This is a genomic window from Thermoactinomyces intermedius (assembly GCF_013912365.1).
GTDB lineage: Bacteria > Bacillota > Bacilli > Thermoactinomycetales > Thermoactinomycetaceae > Thermoactinomyces > Thermoactinomyces intermedius.
The window spans coordinates 76,230-96,252 of the sequence record NZ_JACETT010000039.1 but is presented as its reverse complement, the minus strand read 5'-3'; the positions used below and the strand labels follow the sequence as shown (position 1 = coordinate 96,252).

Below are 20,023 nucleotides of genomic sequence, written 5' to 3'. Positions count from 1 at the left end.
ATAGAATTATAAATTCTGGAAAGGAGATTTTAATTTGGAAGCCATTGAACATGCCGGACTGAAAAAAATATACCGGGCAGCCGGATTTAAAAAAATGCCGGTTGTGGCAATGATTCTTTTGCAAGTGGTGACACGGTGGTTTTATGGTTATTACTGGTATTTGAGCAGAAAAAAAGCGATTCAGCATCTAAACACCCAAAAGCGTTTTCCGTTTTGGTATATATGGATTGCCGCGTTGCTTGATTTTGCGATGAGCTTTGGCTGGTTGCTCCTGGGGTTGACAGGATTTGAGTTTTCCTATGAATTTTCAATGCTTTATCTTGAACTGGCTTGGACGATTCTCTGTATTTTGTTTGTTATCAACCGGATCATCCCCGTTTATTTGCGGGGGATGTTTTTGGAGCATGAGGGGAAAGACACCGATCTGACCAATCAAATCGCCACCTATCTGTTGGCCTTTTTTCTGGGGGTTTTCTATCTGCAGTATCTGAATCTGATCAATCAAGAGGAGTCAGGAGATGAAGTCCCGGAAGAAGACCCCCTCCCGGAAGAAGAGGGCCGCAAGTGGAAAAAAACATTGAAAAAAATCAACGGGTACAACGTGATGTCAGCCATGATGCTTTTTGCCAAATGTGTGGTGACGTACAATATGATTCTTTTGATGCCTGATCTCAGTTCGGGGATCACGGTGGCTCTCCTTTTTATGTTTCTTTGGGTGCCTTTCGGCATTGCTTCCTGTTTGTGGGCCATTATATCGCTGATATTGAAAAAGAAGAAGACCGGGGCTTGGATCTTGATCGGGCTCAATATCCTGGATACCATCGTGTTGTTTGCAGGAGGTTTTTTCAATTCATAATACATAGCAACAATGAAGCAGGATACCGGTTGCAACTTGAACCGGTGTTAAATAATGGCAAAAAAGGCTGATATTTTTTCGAACAACGAAGAGATTCTCGCACATACAACCGGATTAACGATATAATGATAGGAAGAAGTTCAATGGTTTATCCGTTGACGCGTCCGCTTGGACGGATAGTACACTGGAGGCAGGACCAATGAAAAAAATGTTTTTCAAATCCATTTCGATTCCACTGATTGCAGGCACTGTGCTATTGGCCGGCTGTACGCAGACAGACGTGCCGGCTGATGCCAAAAATATAGAACCCAAACAGGAAAAGGTGACACAGGTAAAACCCAAACCGGTGCCGCCGCAGGAAAAATGGGATATTGACTCGCCGGATTCGCTCACGGTGGTGGTGAATAAAAAGAGAGAACTTCCGGCGGATTATGTTCCCCCGGATTTGGTTGAACCGGATGTGACCTTTTCTTTTGAAGGCACTGCTGAAAAGAAACTGATGCGAAAAGAAGCGGCAGAAGCCTTGGCGGAATTGTTCAAGGCGGCTGAAAAAGACGGGGTTGATTTGGTTGCCGTATCCGGTTACCGTTCTTATGAGCGACAACAAGCGACATATCAGTCTGCTTTGCAACGCAAGGGAATGGCCAATACGTCGAAGTATAATGCCCGGCCGGGACACAGTGAACATCAGACCGGACTGGCGATGGACGTTTCCAGTTCCATTGTCAATTACCAGTTGATTGAATCATTCGGAGAAACCAAGGCTGGTCGCTGGCTTGCCGATCATGCAGCGGAGCACGGCTTTATCATCCGGTATCCCAAAGGAAAAGAAGACGTGACCGGTTATGCTTATGAACCGTGGCACATTCGGTATGTGGGCAAAGAATTGGCCAAAGAGTTGAATGAAAAAGGACTGGTCATGGAGGAATATTTTTCTTTGAAATGACATAAGGATCAACGATCGTAAGTATGGTGTCGCTGTAATGCGAAAGGTTCACATGATCATCAAATATTTCCATGGATCATCGCTTGAATTTAGATTCACAGATAGCATAGATTTAATTATAGGATCGCTTACTATATAGAAAAATAGAGTAGGAAGTTCATCGATGAGAAAGTTAATCTTTGTATTGTCAAGTTTTATTTTGCTCAGCGGTTGTGCAGGCACGACTTTGTTTGCTGCAAATCCGGAAGAACAGCCGGATGCATTGAACGAAAAAACGCTTGCCATGCCGGATCAACTTGCGGAGAGGGCACCTGTCCCTTCTTTTTATTATCGCGCGAAACCGGCTGCCACTTATTACCAGAGCCCGACCAAAGAGAAAAAAATTGCGCTCACTTTTGATGACGGACCGGATGCTACATATACCGGTCAGGTTCTGGACATTTTAAAGCAACAGCAGGTGTCTGCCACATTTTTCGTGATCGGCAATCAAGTGCCGCGCCATCCGGAAGTGGTCAAAAGGATTGTGAATGAAGGGCATGTGATTGCCAGTCATACCTGGAGCCATCCAAATTTGGTGAAGGAGAATGATGCGAAAGTACGGCAGGAAATCACCAAAACCTATCAAATCGTGGAAAAGCTGACAGGCAAAAAAATGGCGATGCTGCGACCGCCATACGGGGCTGTCAAAGGAAAAGAAAAATTGATCCATCAAATGGGGATTTCCGTCATTCAATGGGATATCGACACACTGGACTGGAAACCGGGACAGACACCGGACCGGATTTATCAAAATGTGGTCCAACATGCATTACCCGGCAGCATTGTCCTTCAGCACAGCGGGGGAGGCAATCGTTCGGCAACGGTTCAAGCCCTCCCCCGGCTGATTCAACAGTTAAAGAAAGAAGGCTACCAGTTTGTCACCGTGAATGAACTTTTGGATATTCCTGCGTACCATCAGGATTAAGCGGGAAACCAGTGCCTCTTTAAATATCATTGTAGGCATTGGTTTCTTTTTTTATTCCATTTGGCGAAAAAAAGATCGAAAGAATCGGATCCGGGGTTGTTCTTCGCTTTTGACGCGGGCCAGAGCCGCCCGGTAAAACCGGTATTCTTCGATGTGGGGACTTCTGGGATTCATATAACGCTGCCGGAACGTTTTGGAGTCCACGTCTTCCACCAATTCCAGCCCGTAACGGTTCAAGTAATCCGGGAGTTCTTTGGGATCAAAACCAAAGATCCACGGTTCCCCCATTTGCTTGACCCAACGGCGGATCCAGTTAGCTTTCGGCCCGTTCAGCCATTGGTCAATCGCTTTTTTATGGACATAGGTGAAAAGCAGAAAGCTGCCGGGTGCCGTCCCGCTGATAAAATCCATGGTTTGGTCCACTGCGCGGCGGGTCAGATATTGGGTGACACCTTCCCAGATAAAAAAAGCGGGCTTGTTTTTGTTGAACCCGTGTTGCCGCAATGTTTCGTTGATCTTTTCAATGTTCAGATCGGTTTTAACAAAAGAGACATTCCCAGGGAACCGGTGAAGAAGGCGATCCAGTTTTGTCCTTTTCAAACGCAAAATGCCTGCTTGATCCACTTCAAACACCCGGGTTTTCCGGCATTCCGGGATGCGGTAAGGGCGGGAATCGTATCCGGAACCGAGGATCACCACTTGTGATATTCCCCGGGACAAAGCATAGATCAAATGGTCATCAATGAGCCGGGTTCGGGCTACGCCGGAAGCCCTTGCTCCGGGTTCAACGTGATCAATCAGTTCAAGAATCCACCAGCCGGCAACCGGAATGCGGGCCAATGCCGCAATGAATTTCAGTGGCCGGCTTAAAAAATGAAATGCAAACCGATCTTCTACCAGACGCCGTTCTTTGGGAAAAGTGTATTCCAATGTGCGGAACAAAGCGGCAAACTCGGCCGTTTTACTCGCACGCTTGAATTGCCGGATATTGATTTTTTCATTCATTTATGTCGCTCCCTGTCACCTTTATTAAAATGTATATTGATTTGTATTCTTGAAATCATTGAATCAAATTTTAAGAATGCCCGTCATACTGTTAATGCAATTGTGATTAAGTCTATTTTTTATCTATTTAACGGATTTATAAAAATTTAATTATTGCGGTAGGGATCTTGTTTTGTTTGCAGAAGAATATGAATATGGGAGAGGAGTGGAAAAATGGATTCCGACAAAAAGTTATTACGTTATTTTTTGCGAAGTCATATTGATAGTGATCACAGTTCACTAAATATGAATCATGGTGTAAATCTTTCCCTGGATGAAGTAAAGAGTGGAAAACTGACTGAAGAATCACTGGAATTGATTAAGAAAAAATCATCAAATATAAAATCAAAAGGAGAATTAGAATACCACATTTGTCCGGTTATCCTTTCTGAATCAGACAGTCAATCAGTTATATTGCCCTTTTTTATCATTGCCAAATTGAATGAACAGAGATTGGTGCCTATTTCACAGCGACCACCATATTTTGTCCGTCAATATTTGGAACCGTCATCCAAAGACAATGAGATAACGATTGGTACAATTGAAAAGAATGATGATTATGTGGAGAAACACCCTTATTTGGTGGAAGAAAACTGGATAGCAGCTTGGAAATATGCTGAAAATATGTTTCAACATGTGACAGGAAAAAATTTCCGATCGCTAAAGTTGCCAGGTTATCGGGTAAGTAATCAAGTGTGTATCATTCCCAAGGAATTAGAGAATAAATCAAGGGATATTTTATCTCTATATGAAGATGTAATTAAGTTAAAAAAATATCCAAAGCTTTTACAAGAATTTTTGTCATTGGACGAAAAGGAAAAAGAGCCGATTCAGCATGAAAAGGACGGTGCTGAATCTCATTTGGGGCAGATGAATTCTCAATATCCATTGTCTCAACGGCAAAGAGAATCGCTACAACACTTATTTTCTTTAAAAAAAGGAGAGATTCTTGCAGTCAATGGGCCCCCGGGAACCGGTAAAACCACATTGATTCAAAATGTTGTAGCTTCATTGTGGGTTGAAAAGGCGATAGAAGGCAGTGAACCTCCTGTTATTTTCGCAACATCGACTAATAATCAGGCGATTATTAATGTTATTGATTCATTTGGGAAAATGAATCAGGGAAAAACCAATTCAAATCGAAAATGGGGGGAATTGGCTGAATTATTACAAGGTCGTTGGATTCAGCCGCTAAAGAGTTACGGGCTTTATTTTCCTTCTTCGAAATGGCTGGATAATAACAAAAACAAAGTAAATGATTACCAAATCGTCACACAAAACGGTATGAATTTTATGAAAGACATGGAAAAGATGAATATGCCCGTATTGAAAAAAGCTTTTTTGAATCACTGTGGGAAAGCGGCGGGGCAAAAATTTCATCATCTCAAGGAAGCTTGTAAATGGTTGCATGAGGAGTTGAACAAGTGGCATCAGGTGTTGCAGGAGGGGATTCAATACATCAAAAGCTGGGTGGCGTACCAAGAGGAATTGAAAAAAAACGGTCGCGGTTATTTTTCTGAGTTAGAAGATTCGCGAGTTATACATAAAGAACAACTTGATAAACAAATTAAGCAACTTAAAATGTTGAAGACAGAGTGGAATCAACATTGTAGTAAAGAGCCGTTTCATTGGTCCTTGTTGTCGTTTATCCCAGCTATTAAAGAAAAACAGGAACGAAGAAATGAAAATTTTATTTTGAAATGGAAAGATGATCTCCCCTTCGAAGTGACTCTGTTTTCTAAAATGCATATCCAACAGCAATTGGATAATTGTTATTCGCGGTTAGAGAAATATAAGGATGCAGAAGCTGACTTGATAAATTGGCGAAAAAAATACGGGATTGGTGAAGAACCTGAACAAATTCCTGACAGCTTTAGTGAGATGATGGAGGAGTTGGATGTCAGTCTTCGTTATCTCTTGTTTCAGTTGGCAACCCATTATTGGGAAGCACGCTGGCTTTTGGAAGTTGAAAATGATACTGAAAGCAAATTGGAATCAAAAGAGAAAAAAGCCAATTGTTTGCGACGTTATGCCATGCTGGCTCCATGCTTTGTTGCAACATTTTATATGATTGCCCGCCATTTAAAATTGGATAACAAGTGGGGAAAAAAATCTTTTGCAAATGACAGAGATCCAAATTACCTTTATGAATTTGTTGATTTACTTATTATTGATGAAGCGGGTCAAGTGACTCCTCCTTTGGCGGCGCCGGTTTTTTCATTGGCCAAAAAAGCTCTAATCGTTGGGGATACCATGCAAATTGAGCCGATCAGCAACCTCAACTTATCTATAGATATTGGAAATCTTTTGGGGGCTAAAATAATTAAACGGTGGGATCAGTTTTCTGAAATTGAAAAAACAGGAATTACCCATCGCGGTAGTGTAATGAGAATTGCACAGCGCCGCAGTAAATATCAAAAGGAAGAGATGTATGGCGGAATGTTCCTTAATGAGCACCGGCGTTGTGTGGATGATATCATCCAGTATTGCAACGACTTGGCTTATAATGGAAATCTTATGCCTCTTAGAGGTAATTCAATGAAATATCATGATATTCCGTATTTAGGATATGCTCATATTGAAGGGGAGACCGAAGAGATTGGCGGTAGTAAGTTCAATTTGATGGAAGCCGCTGCAGTGGCTGAATGGATTGCAGAAAATAAACATTCAATTCTCAGACAAGCTCAAAAAACGGAAAATAAAAAGTCAGAGTTGAAGGATTTGGTGGGAGTGGTTACTCCTTTCAGGTACCAGCGTACTTTGATACAAGAATTTTTAAAAGAACTTGGCGTCAAAAATATCACGGTAGGTACTGTTCATGAATTGCAAGGAGCAGAAAGGGATATTATTTTGTTTTCGCCAGTGGATCATGAGTCAAATCGTCCTTTTTATGATCAAGGGATTAATATGTTGAATGTTGCAGTATCCCGCGCACGCGAAAGTTTTCTTGTATTTACTGATTGGAATAAGTTTGGCAATGTGAGGCGATTTCCATCAGGTAAATTAAAACAATATATTTCTCATGAGGACAAATTATTTGAACGGACACGGGAAGAGCAAACCCATGTTGATCGTTTGTTTGAAAGAATTGCTCGTAAAAGTGGTAAGAAGAATAGTGGAAAGCAAACGATTATTCAACAAATAATTATTCACCGGAATCAAGGTCAGATAAATATTGCTAAAGATGGGAAAATGCAGGTCTCACAAGTGGTAAACAAAAAATAAATTTCGGGAGGAGTTACCCATGAGTAAAAATGAATTAAACATTAGTGAGAATAATGGACAAATTAATATCAGCCATGGAGGGCCACAAAACGTATCGCAAACCGTTAATCTTGGGAAGCTTGATGAGGAAGATCCGAAACGTCAGTTGGTGGAAGTGCTTGAAAAAATAGTAAAAGAATTAGAGAAAACGGAATCTTTACCACCAGAGAAAAAAGAAGAGGCGCTTTATGATCTTGAAGAAGCGTCAAGTAAGGTGTCTGCTGATCAAATGTCTGCCAATTTTCTCTCTATTTTAAATACAAAGTTACAAAATCTTAGCGGGTTGCTGGCGGGAAGTGAAGCGGTTTGTCAGTTAATCAATACAGCAGTCAGTATTTTAGAGAAAATTAAAGGTTAAAGTTGTGGCATTGAACCTTAAAATAAACTATTTAAAATATCAAACTAAGATCCCCGGCTTTTTGGCCGGGGCTTTTGTTATGAAGTGATGGAAATGGCAAAAATCAAGATGAGAAGTGCAATCAAAAAGGCGGAGGAAACGATGGTAAATAATATTTTTTTCTCTTGTTTTGCGTTTTCTTTGTGTTCTTCGTTTTGCATCATGAATGCTCCTTTCTGTCAAGTTGGTCAGTGAAGAAGGTGTCCGGCTTGATGCTGAAAATCAGTGGTTTCGATTTGAATGGTGGTGTGTTGGATGGCAAATTGTTGTTCGATCACCTCGATGGCGGTTTTTAAGATTTGTTGCGGGTCTGTATCCTTTTCCACCAGCAAGTGGCAAGATAAGGAATCGATGCCCGACGTGATGGTCCAGATGTGAAGATCATGGACATTGATGACACCGCGAATCTGTTTTAATGCTTGTTCCACTTTTTCGCGATCCACCGTGACGGGGGTGCCTTCCATCAAGATATGGACCGAATGGGTGATCACTCCCCATGCATTTTTTAGGATGATGACGGCAACGATGATGCTGAGAAGCGGATCGGCCAGGTAAAAAGAAAACAGACTGATCATGAGGCCGGCGATGATGGCGCCCAGTGAACCCAAGGCGTCACCCAATACATGCAGGTAGGCGCTTTTGACATTCAGATTTTCTTTCACATCCCCTTTTTTAAAGAGAATCCAGGCGCTCATCACATTGGCGATCAGTCCGATGGTTGCAATGGCCATCATCATGTTCCCTTGGATCTCGGGCGGGGAAAAAAAACGTTGGATGGCTTCCCACACGATGAACCCGGCGATGATGAACAAGGTGACGCCGTTAAAAAGCGCCGCCAAGATTTCAAACCGGTAATAGCCGTATGTTTTGCGGGCTGATGGCGGCCGGGCGGCAAACCATAAGGCCGCCAGGCTCAGGGCGAGTGAGATGCAATCGCTTAGCATGTGCCCGGAGTCCGATATCAAAGCCAGACTTTTTGTCCATAATCCGCCTGCAAACTCCAAAACCATTATACTTGCAGTGATTGCAAGTGCCATGGTCAGGCTTTGGCGGTTACGGGTGGAAGGGGTATGATGATGGTGATGCGAATGCATAAACAGTCCTCCTGTCATGATGGGTGCAGGCGGAAAAAAGCCGTTTCTTTCATTATAACAGTCTAATCATTTTGGGGGATTGGATTCAGGCCAAAAGGATAAAAATCCGGCACTTCCCCCACGATCACTTGCCGGGCAATGGGCTGGTTGAATTTTAGGGTATAATGTTCATTGGTTAAAGGCAATAACGACTGCATTTCGATGACAGCCTGCAGGTTTACGGTAATCAAGGTGGTATTGATTCCTTTTCCTTCGATACTGGATGTAAAGGTGACATGCGGGGTTCCTTCGACCCAGATATGAACCGGGATATTGGGGCCCATATCGGCAAATATGCTGCTCTGCAAGATTTTCCCAAAAGAAATGTGTTTCAGCCGGTTCTCTTCTTTACTCAATTCTTTCAGAATCCGTTGCGTCACCAACTGATAGGCTTTGGCTTCCATCTGGCTGTTGAACTGGACCCCGGTGATCCGGTTTTGTTTGTCGACTTGCAAGGTGGCCACCGGGTTCACCTTTTGCTGCATTTCTTCAATGCCTTTTAAAAATGCTTTTTGTGCCGTTTTTTTGGCTTCTTCTTCAGCGAGAGCGACCAATACGGGTTTCAATTGGTGGTTCACAAAGGTATAACCAAGGTAACCGGTCAATACAGTGAATCCGAGAAAGACAAGAAAAATCATTGAAGATGGCTTCAAAAACGTATTGGAAGTTCTGAAAGACGAGCGGGCAAACCTCGGTCTTCTTTTGTGTGTTTTAAAGCGTCTTCTCGCAAACAAACGAATGCGTCGGGAAAAACGGGGACCGAATGACATGGCTATTTCTCTCCTTTTCATATGTTTTATATGGCTTGTTTGGAGAGTTTATGAAAAATATGGGAAAAGCGGAGGAAGTGGGATGAATTTCGTGGACATGGGTGTACATTCGCTTTCATTGTTAACCATGGTGAATATTCTGTTGGCGATCGTCATTATATTTTTAGAGAGGCGGAACGTGGCCACAACCTGGGCCTGGATTTTGATCCTGCTGTTTCTGCCTGTTGTCGGCTTTATGCTGTATATTATTTTTGGACAAAATCTGAGCAAACGGAAAATCTTCCAGCTCAATGCCGAGCACACCGAAGAGTTTGTCCGTAAATTATCCGTACAAGCCAAGGAGTTGGAGGAGCGGCGGTTTCAATTCCGGGATCCGGAGATTGAACAATACCAGCCCATTATTTACATGAATCTGGTCAGCGGATACGGGCTGCTCACCCAGGACAACGAAGTGAAAATATTCACAGACGGGAAGGAAAAATTCCATGCTCTTTTAAAGGATATTGATCAGGCCAAAGATCATATTCATCTGCTTTATTTCATCATTAAAAACGACGGGATCGGCAATCAAATTGTGCAAGCTTTGACCCGAAAAGCCAAAGAGGGGGTCAAGGTGCGCGTCCTGTATGATGATATGGGATCGGCCTGGCTGCCGCCCCGCTTTTTTAAACCGCTCATCGAAGCCGGGGGAGAAGTAGCTGCCTTTTTTCCTTCCAAATGGATTCCGTATTTAAACTTCCGGGTGAATTACCGGAATCACCGCAAAGTCGTTGTCATTGACGGGAAAATCGGCTATGTCGGCGGTTTCAACATCGGCGACGAGTATTTGGGATTAAGCCCGAAGTTTGGTTATTGGCGGGACACTCATCTCCGGATCAAGGGAAGTTCCGTGGATGCTTTGCAATCCCGGTTTTTCCTGGATTGGAACAATGCTTCGGAAAAGGAGCTCCGTTATGAAAAACGTTACTTTCCGGAAAAATCATCCCAAGGGACTTCGGCGCTTCAGATTGTGTCCAGCGGTCCGGATTCCGAGTGGGAACAAATCAAAAACGGGATGATAAAAATGATTTATTCCGCCAAGGAACGCATAGATATTCAAACACCTTATTTCGTTCCCGACGACAGCTTGATGCATGCCTTAAAGATTGCTGCGCTGTCCGGAGTGGAAATCCGCCTGATGATCCCGAACCAACCGGATCACATGTTTGTTTACTGGGCGACGTATTCTTATATCGGGGAACTGTTGAAAGTGGGCGTGAAGTGTTTCATCTATGAAAAAGGATTTATCCATGCCAAAACCATCGTGGTCGACGGCAAAATTGCATCGGTGGGGACAGCGAATTTTGATGTGCGCAGTTTTAAATTAAACTTTGAGGTCAATGCCTTTTTATTTGATGTTCAGGTGGCCGGACGTCTGCAAACCATTTTTGAGCAAGATCTCAAAAACTCGCGGGAGTTGACGAAAGAGGTGTATAACCGGCGTTCCAACTGGATTCGATTTAAAGAATCGATTTCCCGGTTGCTCTCTCCGATTTTATAAAAAATAGTTATGAACATTTAAAAAATCTGTTGGACTTTTCATTGTCAAGAAAAAAGGAATTGTGCCATTATAGGAGATAGATTTTCTTTTTCCGAAGTCTTCACAGGAAATACATCACTAAGTCTGAAGGAAAAGGTGAGCGCATTGAACTTGTGGGAAATTTTTGTCGGGATCATCTTGGGGATGGTCGAAGGATTGACCGAATTTGCTCCTGTATCTTCAACAGGGCACATGATCTTGGTTGATGACATTCTTTTTAAAACGAAAGAGATTTTTTCCGAGCCGGTTGCCAATACATTCAAAGTGTGCATCCAGTTGGGTTCGATTTTGGCGGTGGTGATCGTCTTTAAAGACCGGATTCTGGATCTGTTGGGCTTGAAAAGAAAAGGATCCGAAGAAGGCGAAAAGAAAGACCGCCTGACCTTGGGGCAAATCTTTGTCGGGTTGCTGCCGGCTGCCGTGTTGGGCTTTTTATTTGAGGACTTGATCGATGAACATCTCTTTGGCATGTCCACGGTACTCGTCGGTTTGGTGGCCGGGGCGATCCTGATGATTGTCGCAGACTGGTTCCGTCCGACCAGACCGCGAGTGGAAACGTTGGATCAAATCAGTTACAAAGACGCATTTCTCGTCGGGTTGTTTCAATGTATTGCCTTGTGGCCCGGTTTTTCCCGTTCCGGTTCCACCATCTCCGGCGGGGTTTTGATCGGTTTGAGCCACCGGACGGCTTCCGATTTTACCTTTATCATGGCCGTTCCCATCATGGCCGGGGCGAGCAGTCTGTCTCTGATTAAAAACTGGGAGTATTTTACGGCGGATGCTCTTCCTTTCTTTATCGCCGGTTTCATCAGTGCATTTCTTTTTGCGTTGTTGTCGATTCGCTACTTTTTGAAACTGATTAACAAAGTCAAGTTGGTGCCGTTTGCCGTATACCGGATTGTCTTGGCGGTAATCATTTATTTCTTGGTATTTTGATCCATTTTCTTGAAAGAAAGCTGCTCGATGGCGGGCAGCTTTTTTATTTGGCGGTTTCGCGAAATTGTGAACATCTGTTGAAAAAATGAAGGGGCCGTGATATTATCTTTTTAAATAAAATTATAAAAAAATTCATTCGATATGTGTTAGACAAAAAGGAGAAAACGGTATGGAATCATTTACTCAATGGTTGGATCAAATTTCGAATGTGGTTTGGGGTCCTCCCTTGCTGGTTTTATTGGTGGGGACAGGCATTTATTTATCGATTCGTTTGTCATTTTTGCAATTTTCCCAACTTCCTTACGCTTTGAAAACCGCCTTTTCCTTGAAACAGGATCATGAGTCGCAAGGGGATATTTCCCATTTTCAATCGTTGATGACCGCCCTTTCTGCGACGATTGGGACGGGAAATATTGCGGGGGTTGCCACGGCCGTGGTTGCCGGGGGGCCGGGAGCGGTGTTTTGGATGTGGATTACCGCGATTTTTGGCATGGCGACAAAGTATGCAGAGGCGATTTTGGCCGTGAAGTACCGGGTGGTCGGCGAGCGGAACGAGATGGCCGGCGGACCGATGTATTACATCGAACGGGGTCTGGGATGGAAATGGCTGGCGGTTCTGTTTGCCTTGTTTGGATCGATTGCCGCGTTTGGTATTGGCAGTATGGTGCAATCCAATTCCGTGGCGGAGTCGATGAAGGCCAGTTTTGGTGTGAATCCCTGGATTACCGGCGTTGTATTGACGGTGATCACCGGGATGGTGATTATCGGGGGCATCAAATCGATTGGCCGGGTGACCAGCTTTTTGGTTCCGTTGATGGCGATCTTCTATGTTTTGGGGGGGGCTCCTCATCATTGTGCTTCATGTGGATCAACTGCCTTCCACCCTCGCCTTGATTTTTACGGATGCGTTTACGGGACAAGCGGTTGCCGGCGGAGCGATCGGGACGGTGATCCGCTATGGAGTGGCCCGGGGGGTATTCTCGAATGAAGCCGGGATGGGATCGGCTCCGATTGCGGCAGCCGCAGCCAAGACGGACCATCCGGGACGGCAGGCGCTGGTGTCGATGACGGGAACCTTTTTGGACACCATTGTTGTTTGTTCCATCACGGGAATCGGTCTGGTGATGGGCGGCTACTATGTCGGCAGCGATTTGACGGGAGCGGCATTGACGACCGAAACTTTTAACCGTTTGTTGCCGGGCCCGGGCGGATGGATCGTTACGATCGGCTTGATTTTCTTTGCTTATTCCACCGTGTTGGGATGGTCCTATTACGGCGAGAAATGTTTTGAATATTTGTTCGGTTCCCGGTCGGTCACGGGTTACCGGGTGGTCTTCACTTGTTCGGTGTTGTTGGGCTCGGGACTGAATTTGGCGTTGGTGTGGTCCATTGCGGATGTTTTCAACGGATTGATGGCCATTCCCAACTTGATCGGCCTGATCGGTTTGTCCGGCGTCGTGGTGGCGGAGTCCAAAGCGTTCACCCAAATCATCCGGCAAGAAAAAGAGAGATCTGAGAAAGAATGACAAAAGCCGTCTTCCCCGGAAACAGAGGGAAGACGGCTTTTTTTACGACAACACCGCAAATTTTTCTTGCAAACGGGTGAGCATGTCTTGGGTCATCTTTTCCAAGTCATATTCGGCATGAAAGCCCCACTCTTCTTTGGCGGCAGTGGCATCAATGGAGTCGGGCCAACTGTCGGCGATGGATTGCCGGACCGGATCCACCTGATAATCCAGTTGAAATTCCGGAATATGTTTGCGGATCTCCGCCGCAATTTCTTCCGGTTCGAAGCTCATGGCGGTCACATTGAAAGCATTGCGGTGTTTCAATTTGGCTGCGTCCGCTTCCATGAGCGTGATGATGGCATTCAAGGCATCCGGCATATACATCATGTCCATGTAAGTGCCCGGGGCAATATAGGAAGTGTATGCTTTCTTTTTCAGTGCTTCATAGTAAATTTCGACGGCGTAATCTGTGGTTCCGCCTCCGGGGGGAGCCACATATGAGATCAACCCCGGAAAACGCACACTCCGTGTATCCACACCAAACTTGTGATAGTAATAATCACACAGCAACTCACCGGAAACTTTGTTTACCCCGTACATGGTGGTGGGGCGTTGAATCGTATCTTGCGGCGTTTGTTTCTTGGGAGTAGACGGGCCGAAAGCACCGATGGAACTCGGGGTGAAAAATTGGCAACGAAGTTCCCGTGCCACTTCCAGTGCGTTGATCAGTCCACCCATATTGAGATTCCAGGCCATGAGCGGACGGTTTTCCGCGGTGGCAGACAATAATGCCGCCAAATGGATCAGGGTGTCAATTTGGTATTTTTTGGAAATATCGTACATGGCTTTGCCATCGGTCACATCCAGAATCTCAAACGGTCCGGAATGGACGACCGTACTGTCGGTTTCTCGGATATCCGTTGCAATGACATTGTGGTCTCCATAAATTTCCCTTAACTTCATCACCAGTTCCGAACCGATTTGTCCCAAAGCACCGGTAACCAGTATTTTTTTCATGCAAAACGCCTCCTGCTGTCACAACTCGTCAAATTAAATGACGCCCATTTCTTTCCCCACTTTTTCATAAATCGAGAGCACGCGATCCAGCATCTCTTGGGTATGGGCTGCCGTCGGCATGTTCCGGACACGTCCGGTTCCTCTTGGAACCGTGGGGAAAACGATGGCTTTGGCATAAACGCCTTCTTCATTCAAGCGCCGGCTGAACTTCTGGGTGAGCACTTCATCCCCGATGATGCAAGGGGTGATCGGGGTTTCGCTTTCGCCGATATCAAAGCCCAGTTCCTTCAAGCCTTTTTTCAGATAGCGCCCGTTGCTCCACAATTTGTCATGCAGTTCCGTACTGCTCATCAAAATCTCGATGGCTTTGATACATGCCGCCACATCGGCCGGTGGCAGTGCGGTGGAGAACAAGAACGGACGGCTGCAGACTTTTAACCAGTCAATCAAAAGCTTTTTGCCCGCGACATAACCGCCGACGACACCGATTGCCTTGGACAAGGTTCCGATTTGGAAATCCACTTGATCGGACAGTCCGAAATGTTTCACCGTGCCGGCCCCTTTTCCCAGAACGCCCGAGCCGTGTGCATCGTCGACATAGGTGATCAGGTCAAAACGGTTGGCGATTTCCACAATCTCCGGAAGTTTGGCGATATCGCCATCCATGGAGAAAACGCCGTCCGTAATGACCATGATTTTTTTGTATTGTCCCGACTCTTTGGCTTCTTTGGCTTTGGCATACAAATCATCCATGTCGGAGTGATTGAAGCGGATGATTTTTGCTTTGGAAAGGCGGCAACCGTCGATAATGGATGCATGGTTCAGTTCGTCGGACAAGATGGCATCATTTTTATCCATCACGGCAGAAATTGCGGCCATATTGCAATTAAAGCCGGATTGATAAGCGATTGCCGCTTCTGTATTCTTAAATTCAGCAAGTTTTTCTTCCAACTGAACATGAAGACTCAGGGTTCCGTTGATGGTACGAACGGCACCGGCGCCGACGCCGTATTTTTGAACCGCTTCCAATGCCGCTTCTTTCAGGCGTTCGTCTGTCGCCAAACCCAAATAGTTGTTGGAAGAAAGATTGATCAATTCCCGGCCGTCGATTTCGATCACGGGTCCGTTGGGGCTTTCCAGCGGATCAATCACGTTGTAAAGACCCCGGCTTTTTAAATCCTCCAAGTTGTCATGTAAAAACTGGTCTAATGTTTTGCTTGCCATGGCAACTCCTCCTTGCGCCATCCGTGTTTTCTTGAGCACGAACACATATGTCCGCATTACAAGGACATATCAGGGTGCGTCGGTCTTTTTATATCAACGTTTCTGATACTAATTTATCATATTTTCACAAAAATGTTTACTCACAGTGGACAAAAACAGGCAGAGTGAAGCGGACGGAAATCAAACATATTTTTCTCCATCGACAGCGGAAAAATTCCAGTAAAATAAGATTAGATCAGGAATAAGGGGAAACATCATGAAACCACTGAAACAAAGATATAAAGATACCATCAACGTTGAACATGTGTCCGTTTTTTATGTTCAGGCACCGCCGGAGTTTTGCTTTTCCAAGTTAACGAATGAAAGAATCCGCCGCCGGGCCCATCAGGATGTGTTGGAGGTGGAGATGGAGCCGGAAGTGGGGGGAGTGTTCAGGATCACTTACGAAAAACCGGCCGGACCGGAAACCATCCAAATGAAAATTACCGAATATGCTCCTCCTTCTTTATTAGAGACAACTGTTTCCACGGAAGAGGAAGACCTGACCCATACCTACCGCCTCAAACGGGTGGAAGCAGGAACCCGGCTCACGGTCATTACTCAAAGAACCAAGAAACGGAATTGGTTGAATGGTATTCTTTATACCTTATTCAAAAGAAGAATGGATCAAAAAGTAAATCATTATTGGAAGCGGTTGGCGGTAGAAATTGAAAAAGAATTTCAAGAGCGGCATTTATTCTCCTGAAGCGTTCGCCGGAGACCCCTTGCATTAAGGGAAGTTTTCCGGTGAACGCTTTTGTTTGGCAACTGCTTGTGTTCATCGTTTGTTCATATTTAAGGGGCAAAAGAGGTTTATTTCGTGGAAGAAACGAGAAATACTCAGGTAGAAAACACGGAGGAGGAAATGTTGGTGACCCGGAAACAGCATTTTGCAACGGATGAAGGAACCATCCGATATTTGGCGGCGTTGATTGAAAGCGGAAAGATCGGGGAGTATCCCCTGCTTGGAGAAGGGCTGAGCGGAAAAGTATATGATTATGACGGATTTGCAGTCAAAGTGTATAAAGAAAATTACAGCGAGAATGATGATTACAAAACATTGAGCGGTTTAAACGGTCATCCCGCATTCCCGGCATTTCATTACATCGATCATGGAAAGCGGTGGATGGTGGTGGAGAAAGTGGACGGATTCACACTGGCGGAAGCCGTCCGGTCCGGGGAAAAGCTGGACAGCCGGACTTACGCGCAGATCGAGGAAATTGTGGAGGATTGTTATGACGAAGGTATCATCCCGTCTGACCTCCATCTGAACAATTTGATGTTGGACAAGGATACCAACCGGATCCGGGTGATTGATACAGGGCGTTTCTTTTTTGCCGGGGACAAAGAGGATTACCGGTCCCGCATCGCGGAGGAACTGGAATGCTTGCAATATCACTGCGGATTGTTCGGCAGTCTCTTTTCTTCATCCCGGCACAAGCACCGCCGCCGGCGTAAATACTCCAGCTCTTACCCGCGTCATTACAAGTATTCCAGCTCGTATCCGTATCACCACAAGTATTCAAGTTCTTATCCGCACCATCGTCGTTATTCATCATCGGACCGTTACCGCCGCCGCAAATATAAAAAATATTTTTCGTTTTCCAGTTCCTGAACGAAAAGATGTCCCGGAGGGGGCGTCTTTTTTTGTTGCATCATCCCTATTAAACTACTACAATAATGTAGTATAAAATGTTTGACCAGCAAAAAGGGGAGAGAAAATTGAGAAGAAGACGGATGGTATGGATGGCGGTCCTGGCCGTGGCGATGCTGGTGGCCGGTTGCGGTTACCAGGGACAGAAACCGGACCGGACGGAGGGAATGGAACCATCGATATTGCAAACCAAGAATGTGACACGGGTGAATGAGGATGATCCGGTTAAGGCTGCGGTTCTGGTTTCCCGAATGATTTGGCCGGCCACGGATGCGGAAAACCGGCCGGGAACAGTATTGATTGCGGAAGCCGGCAAAACCAAACTCAATTTGCCGTCAGTCACGCTGGTGCATCATCCGAATAACGGACCGCTGTTGTATGCCAAAAAAGATCAGATCCCGCAGGCGACGCTGGATGAAATCAAGCGGCTTCAGCCGGCCGGGAGTCCGATGAATCAGGGGACCCAGGTGATCTTGATCGGCTCCTTTGATCCCGAGGCCAAAAAACAAATCACGGATCAAGGGTACAAAGCGGATGTCATTCACGGCGAAGATCCTGCTGAAATGGCCCGGCAGCTGGATGTTTACTATGCCAAAGTAAACGGTGGCAAGTATCCTTTAAACGTGATTGTCAGTTCGGTCGACCGGCTTGACTATACCTTGCCGGCAGCCGGCTGGATTGCCCATATGCCCGAGCCGTTGCTTTATGTCAGCAAAGATGCGGTTCCGGAAGCCACCCGGCAGGCACTCCAACAACGGAAAGGGCAAGCAAAAATATATTTGTTGGGTCCGGAACAAGTGATTTCCCCCAAAGTGGAAAAAGAATTGCAATCCTATGGGGAAGTGGTCCGGATTGCAGGCGATGTGCCGGAAGAAAATGCGATTGCCTTTGCCAAATTCAAGGATGAAAAAACCGGATTTGGTTGGGGAGTAACCGAACCCGGGCATGGCCTGACCTTTGTCAAGAGCGGTTCATTGGACACCGCCATTGCTTCGGCTTCGTTTGCCCATCTTGGAAAACATGCCCCCATGCTTGTTTTGGAGGGGAACGATTTATCCGCGGCACTGCAACAATATTTAACATCGCTTCAGCCCAAGTATGAGAAGGAACCGACCGAAGGACCTTACAATCACGCCTATCTGATCGGTTCCGAAAAATCTGTTCCGTTTGCGGTTCAAGGGAAAATCGACCGTTTGCTGGAAATTGTGCCCGAAAACGGCGGGTCCGGACATGATGGGCATATGCCCATGCCGGAAAACACCGGGCACGGCGAACATATGGGGCATCATTGACAGAAATGGTTGAAAGAAAAGAACTCCGGTTGGACGGAGTTCTTTTTTTAATGGAATTTCTCCACCGGAAGGGCCGTGGCTGCTACAATGAAGATAGAAGGAGAGAAAACGACAATGATGACAGAAGAACAACACAAGATGTTAAGCAAATTATTCGGTCCTTTGGAACTCGAAGTCCTGAAAATTATTTGGCAAAAAGATTGGCAAACCGTGCAAGAGGTGTTGGATCAGTTGCCGGCACAAAAGCAATATGCTTATACAACCATTATGACGGTGATGAACCGCCTTCACCAAAAAAGCGTGTTGATCCGGAAGAAAAAGGGAAAGAGATATCTTTACAAAGCGCGACATCAGCCGGAAGAGTTGATCCGTCATTTTTCTTCCCATACGATCCGGGGCATCTTGGATGATTTCGGGGATATTGCGATTGCCCAATTTGTCGATGCGGTGGGCAACGCACCGGACGGACTGAAAAAATTGAAACAGTTGTTAAACGAATTAGAGGAAGGGGAACGAAAATGAGTTCGTTCCAAAAGCTTTTTGCCTTTACCGTGGGATGGAGCGTCTTCAGCGGGTTTGCGGCCGGTTGGATGGATCGCTGTTGTGACATGCTCTTTGGAGAGTCCCGGTGGATCCATCATGATCTGGTGCAGGGGATTTTCTTCCTCAGTCTGATGATTTTTTCCGTTCGTTCGGCAATGATTCTGATCCGGACAAAACACAAGATCAACCAACTGTTAAAATGGCAGTCCGATGCCTTTTTCCCGCTGGTTCACCGGATGCAAAGGGAGACCTCGGTCCCGTTTAAGGTGGTGAAACATCCCCGGCCTTTCGCCTTTGCGTACGGATGGTTCCGTCCGCAGGTTGTGGTGAGCGAAGGCATGATGGAAGCACTCCGTGAGGAAGAGCTGAAAGCCGTGTTGGAACATGAAGTTTATCACTGCAGACAAAAGGATCCGTTAAAAATATGGTTTGCCAAAAGTGCATCCGCCGCATTTTTTTATTTTCCATTAATCAGAACCTGGTCAAAACAATATGATTTAAAAAAGGAACTGGCTGCCGACCGGTATGCCATCGGGCAATGCGGTTTAAAACCGTTGGCTTCCGCGCTTATGAAGATCTTGGAACCATCTTCTTCCGTGTCTTCCATCCATGGGTCGGCCGGCTTTTCCTCTGCATGGATGGAGGTCAGGATCGACGGTTTAATGAAAAAGACACCGGTGATGAAACGGCAGAAACGGGACTACTGCCTGACCTTGCTGGCACTTTTGATCTTGACGATTTGCCCGGTTTATGATTTCATCAAATGATCAACGCCCAAGAGAAAAAATGCGTTATAATAAGATTTGATTTCTTTTTACTTCAATGATTTTTCGCGGTGTTTAATAGGGGGAAAAAGA

General features: G+C 45.4%; 18 protein-coding genes and 1 pseudogene. 13 read left to right on the top strand and 6 right to left on the bottom strand.

The features are described 5' to 3' along the window. Positions 1–34: 34 nt before the first annotated feature. The 3 genes from H1R82_RS09985 to H1R82_RS09975 all read left to right on the top strand — a co-directional run bounded on the left by H1R82_RS09985 (position 35) and on the right by H1R82_RS09975 (position 2,766). Complete coding sequence (locus tag H1R82_RS09985; RefSeq protein ID WP_181732536.1) at positions 35–856, top strand: hypothetical protein; 822 nt, start codon at positions 35–37, stop codon at positions 854–856. Between the two features lie 199 nt (positions 857–1,055). Further along, positions 1,056–1,802 (top strand): M15 family metallopeptidase, encoded by a 747-nt coding sequence (locus H1R82_RS09980; protein WP_181732535.1) that lies wholly within the window; start codon positions 1,056–1,058, stop codon positions 1,800–1,802. Positions 1,803–1,965: 163 nt separating this feature from the next. Then, positions 1,966–2,766 carry a polysaccharide deacetylase family protein gene (locus tag H1R82_RS09975; protein ID WP_181732534.1) on the top strand — a complete coding sequence of 267 codons (801 nt, stop codon included), beginning with the start codon at positions 1,966–1,968 and terminating at the stop codon, positions 2,764–2,766. Between the two features lie 51 nt (positions 2,767–2,817). Here H1R82_RS09975 and H1R82_RS09970 read toward each other — a convergent pair whose 3' ends face one another. Next, the gene (locus H1R82_RS09970) at positions 2,818–3,771 is read right to left on the bottom strand and encodes a class I SAM-dependent methyltransferase (protein WP_181732533.1); all 954 of its coding nucleotides are present in this window, start codon (positions 3,769–3,771) and stop codon (positions 2,818–2,820) included. A gap of 213 nt (positions 3,772–3,984) precedes the next feature. Between H1R82_RS09970 and H1R82_RS09965 the strand changes: the two genes are divergently transcribed. Beyond that, positions 3,985–7,035: a DEAD/DEAH box helicase gene (locus tag H1R82_RS09965; protein ID WP_181732532.1), complete on the top strand. Its 3,051-nt coding sequence runs from the start codon at positions 3,985–3,987 to the stop codon at positions 7,033–7,035. A 19-nt stretch (positions 7,036–7,054) separates the two neighbouring features. Further along, positions 7,055–7,432 (top strand): hypothetical protein, encoded by a 378-nt coding sequence (locus H1R82_RS09960; protein ID WP_181732531.1) that lies wholly within the window; start codon positions 7,055–7,057, stop codon positions 7,430–7,432. 77 nt (positions 7,433–7,509) lie between these two features. Here the strand turns inward: H1R82_RS09960 and H1R82_RS14675 are convergent, their stop codons facing one another. The 3 genes from H1R82_RS14675 to yunB form a co-directional block, all read right to left on the bottom strand. Continuing rightward, a complete protein-coding gene (locus tag H1R82_RS14675; protein WP_255347158.1) occupies positions 7,510–7,632 on the bottom strand; it encodes a hypothetical protein in 123 nt (40 codons plus the stop codon). 27 nt (positions 7,633–7,659) lie between these two features. Beyond that, positions 7,660–8,565 (bottom strand): cation diffusion facilitator family transporter, encoded by a 906-nt coding sequence (locus tag H1R82_RS09955; RefSeq protein WP_232333889.1) that lies wholly within the window; start codon positions 8,563–8,565, stop codon positions 7,660–7,662. 62 nt (positions 8,566–8,627) lie between these two features. Then, positions 8,628–9,242: a sporulation protein YunB gene (yunB, locus tag H1R82_RS09950; RefSeq protein ID WP_181732529.1), complete on the bottom strand. Its 615-nt coding sequence runs from the start codon at positions 9,240–9,242 to the stop codon at positions 8,628–8,630. A gap of 214 nt (positions 9,243–9,456) precedes the next feature. Between yunB and cls the strand changes: the two genes are divergently transcribed. The 3 genes and pseudogenes from cls to H1R82_RS09935 all read left to right on the top strand — a co-directional run bounded on the left by cls (position 9,457) and on the right by H1R82_RS09935 (position 13,415). After that, on the top strand, positions 9,457–10,914 hold the full coding sequence (gene cls, locus H1R82_RS09945; protein WP_052186660.1) for a cardiolipin synthase: 1,458 nt from the start codon (positions 9,457–9,459) through the stop codon (positions 10,912–10,914). A 144-nt stretch (positions 10,915–11,058) separates the two neighbouring features. Then, positions 11,059–11,889, top strand: a complete 831-nt coding sequence (locus H1R82_RS09940; protein WP_269747553.1) for an undecaprenyl-diphosphate phosphatase — start codon at positions 11,059–11,061, stop codon at positions 11,887–11,889. 169 nt (positions 11,890–12,058) lie between these two features. Further along, positions 12,059–13,415: pseudogene (locus H1R82_RS09935) on the top strand (alanine/glycine:cation symporter family protein). A 42-nt stretch (positions 13,416–13,457) separates the two neighbouring features. Here H1R82_RS09935 and H1R82_RS09930 read toward each other — a convergent pair. Then, positions 13,458–14,414: an L-threonine 3-dehydrogenase gene (locus H1R82_RS09930; protein WP_181732528.1), complete on the bottom strand. Its 957-nt coding sequence runs from the start codon at positions 14,412–14,414 to the stop codon at positions 13,458–13,460. Between the two features lie 33 nt (positions 14,415–14,447). Next, positions 14,448–15,638: a glycine C-acetyltransferase gene (locus H1R82_RS09925; RefSeq protein WP_181732527.1), complete on the bottom strand. Its 1,191-nt coding sequence runs from the start codon at positions 15,636–15,638 to the stop codon at positions 14,448–14,450. Positions 15,639–15,894: 256 nt separating this feature from the next. Here H1R82_RS09925 and H1R82_RS09920 point away from each other — a divergent pair, with 256 nt between their 5' ends. The 5 genes from H1R82_RS09920 to H1R82_RS09900 all read left to right on the top strand — a co-directional run bounded on the left by H1R82_RS09920 (position 15,895) and on the right by H1R82_RS09900 (position 19,933). Further along, positions 15,895–16,383 (top strand): SRPBCC family protein, encoded by a 489-nt coding sequence (locus H1R82_RS09920; protein ID WP_181732526.1) that lies wholly within the window; start codon positions 15,895–15,897, stop codon positions 16,381–16,383. Positions 16,384–16,497: 114 nt separating this feature from the next. Beyond that, positions 16,498–17,292, top strand: coding sequence for a serine/threonine-protein kinase (locus H1R82_RS09915; protein ID WP_181732525.1), 795 nt, complete (start codon positions 16,498–16,500; stop codon positions 17,290–17,292). A gap of 107 nt (positions 17,293–17,399) precedes the next feature. Beyond that, complete coding sequence (locus H1R82_RS09910; RefSeq protein ID WP_181732524.1) at positions 17,400–18,623, top strand: cell wall-binding repeat-containing protein; 1,224 nt, start codon at positions 17,400–17,402, stop codon at positions 18,621–18,623. Positions 18,624–18,737: 114 nt separating this feature from the next. Then, the gene (locus H1R82_RS09905; protein ID WP_232333888.1) at positions 18,738–19,145 is read left to right on the top strand and encodes a BlaI/MecI/CopY family transcriptional regulator; all 408 of its coding nucleotides are present in this window, start codon (positions 18,738–18,740) and stop codon (positions 19,143–19,145) included. Then, positions 19,142–19,933, top strand: coding sequence for a M56 family metallopeptidase (locus H1R82_RS09900; protein ID WP_181732523.1), 792 nt, complete (start codon positions 19,142–19,144; stop codon positions 19,931–19,933). Before H1R82_RS09905 ends, H1R82_RS09900 begins: the two co-directional genes overlap by 4 nt. Positions 19,934–20,023 lie beyond the last annotated feature (90 nt).

Coding starts and splice junctions, on each gene's coding strand:
- H1R82_RS09980 (WP_181732535.1), top strand. CDS start 1,056: ATGAAAAAAATGTTTTTCAAATCCATTTCGATTCCACTGATTGCAGGC.
- H1R82_RS09975 (WP_181732534.1), top strand. CDS start 1,966: ATGAGAAAGTTAATCTTTGTATTGTCAAGTTTTATTTTGCTCAGCGGT.
- H1R82_RS09970 (WP_181732533.1), bottom strand. CDS start 3,771: ATGAATGAAAAAATCAATATCCGGCAATTCAAGCGTGCGAGTAAAACG.
- H1R82_RS09965 (WP_181732532.1), top strand. CDS start 3,985: ATGGATTCCGACAAAAAGTTATTACGTTATTTTTTGCGAAGTCATATT.
- H1R82_RS09960 (WP_181732531.1), top strand. CDS start 7,055: ATGAGTAAAAATGAATTAAACATTAGTGAGAATAATGGACAAATTAAT.
- H1R82_RS14675 (WP_255347158.1), bottom strand. CDS start 7,632: ATGCAAAACGAAGAACACAAAGAAAACGCAAAACAAGAGAAAAAAATA.
- H1R82_RS09955 (WP_232333889.1), bottom strand. CDS start 8,565: ATGCATTCGCATCACCATCATCATACCCCTTCCACCCGTAACCGCCAA.
- yunB (WP_181732529.1), bottom strand. CDS start 9,242: ATGATTTTTCTTGTCTTTCTCGGATTCACTGTATTGACCGGTTACCTT.
- cls (WP_052186660.1), top strand. CDS start 9,457: ATGAATTTCGTGGACATGGGTGTACATTCGCTTTCATTGTTAACCATG.
- H1R82_RS09930 (WP_181732528.1), bottom strand. CDS start 14,414: ATGAAAAAAATACTGGTTACCGGTGCTTTGGGACAAATCGGTTCGGAA.
- H1R82_RS09925 (WP_181732527.1), bottom strand. CDS start 15,638: ATGGCAAGCAAAACATTAGACCAGTTTTTACATGACAACTTGGAGGAT.
- H1R82_RS09920 (WP_181732526.1), top strand. CDS start 15,895: ATGAAACCACTGAAACAAAGATATAAAGATACCATCAACGTTGAACAT.
- H1R82_RS09905 (WP_232333888.1), top strand. CDS start 18,738: ATGATGACAGAAGAACAACACAAGATGTTAAGCAAATTATTCGGTCCT.
- H1R82_RS09900 (WP_181732523.1), top strand. CDS start 19,142: ATGAGTTCGTTCCAAAAGCTTTTTGCCTTTACCGTGGGATGGAGCGTC.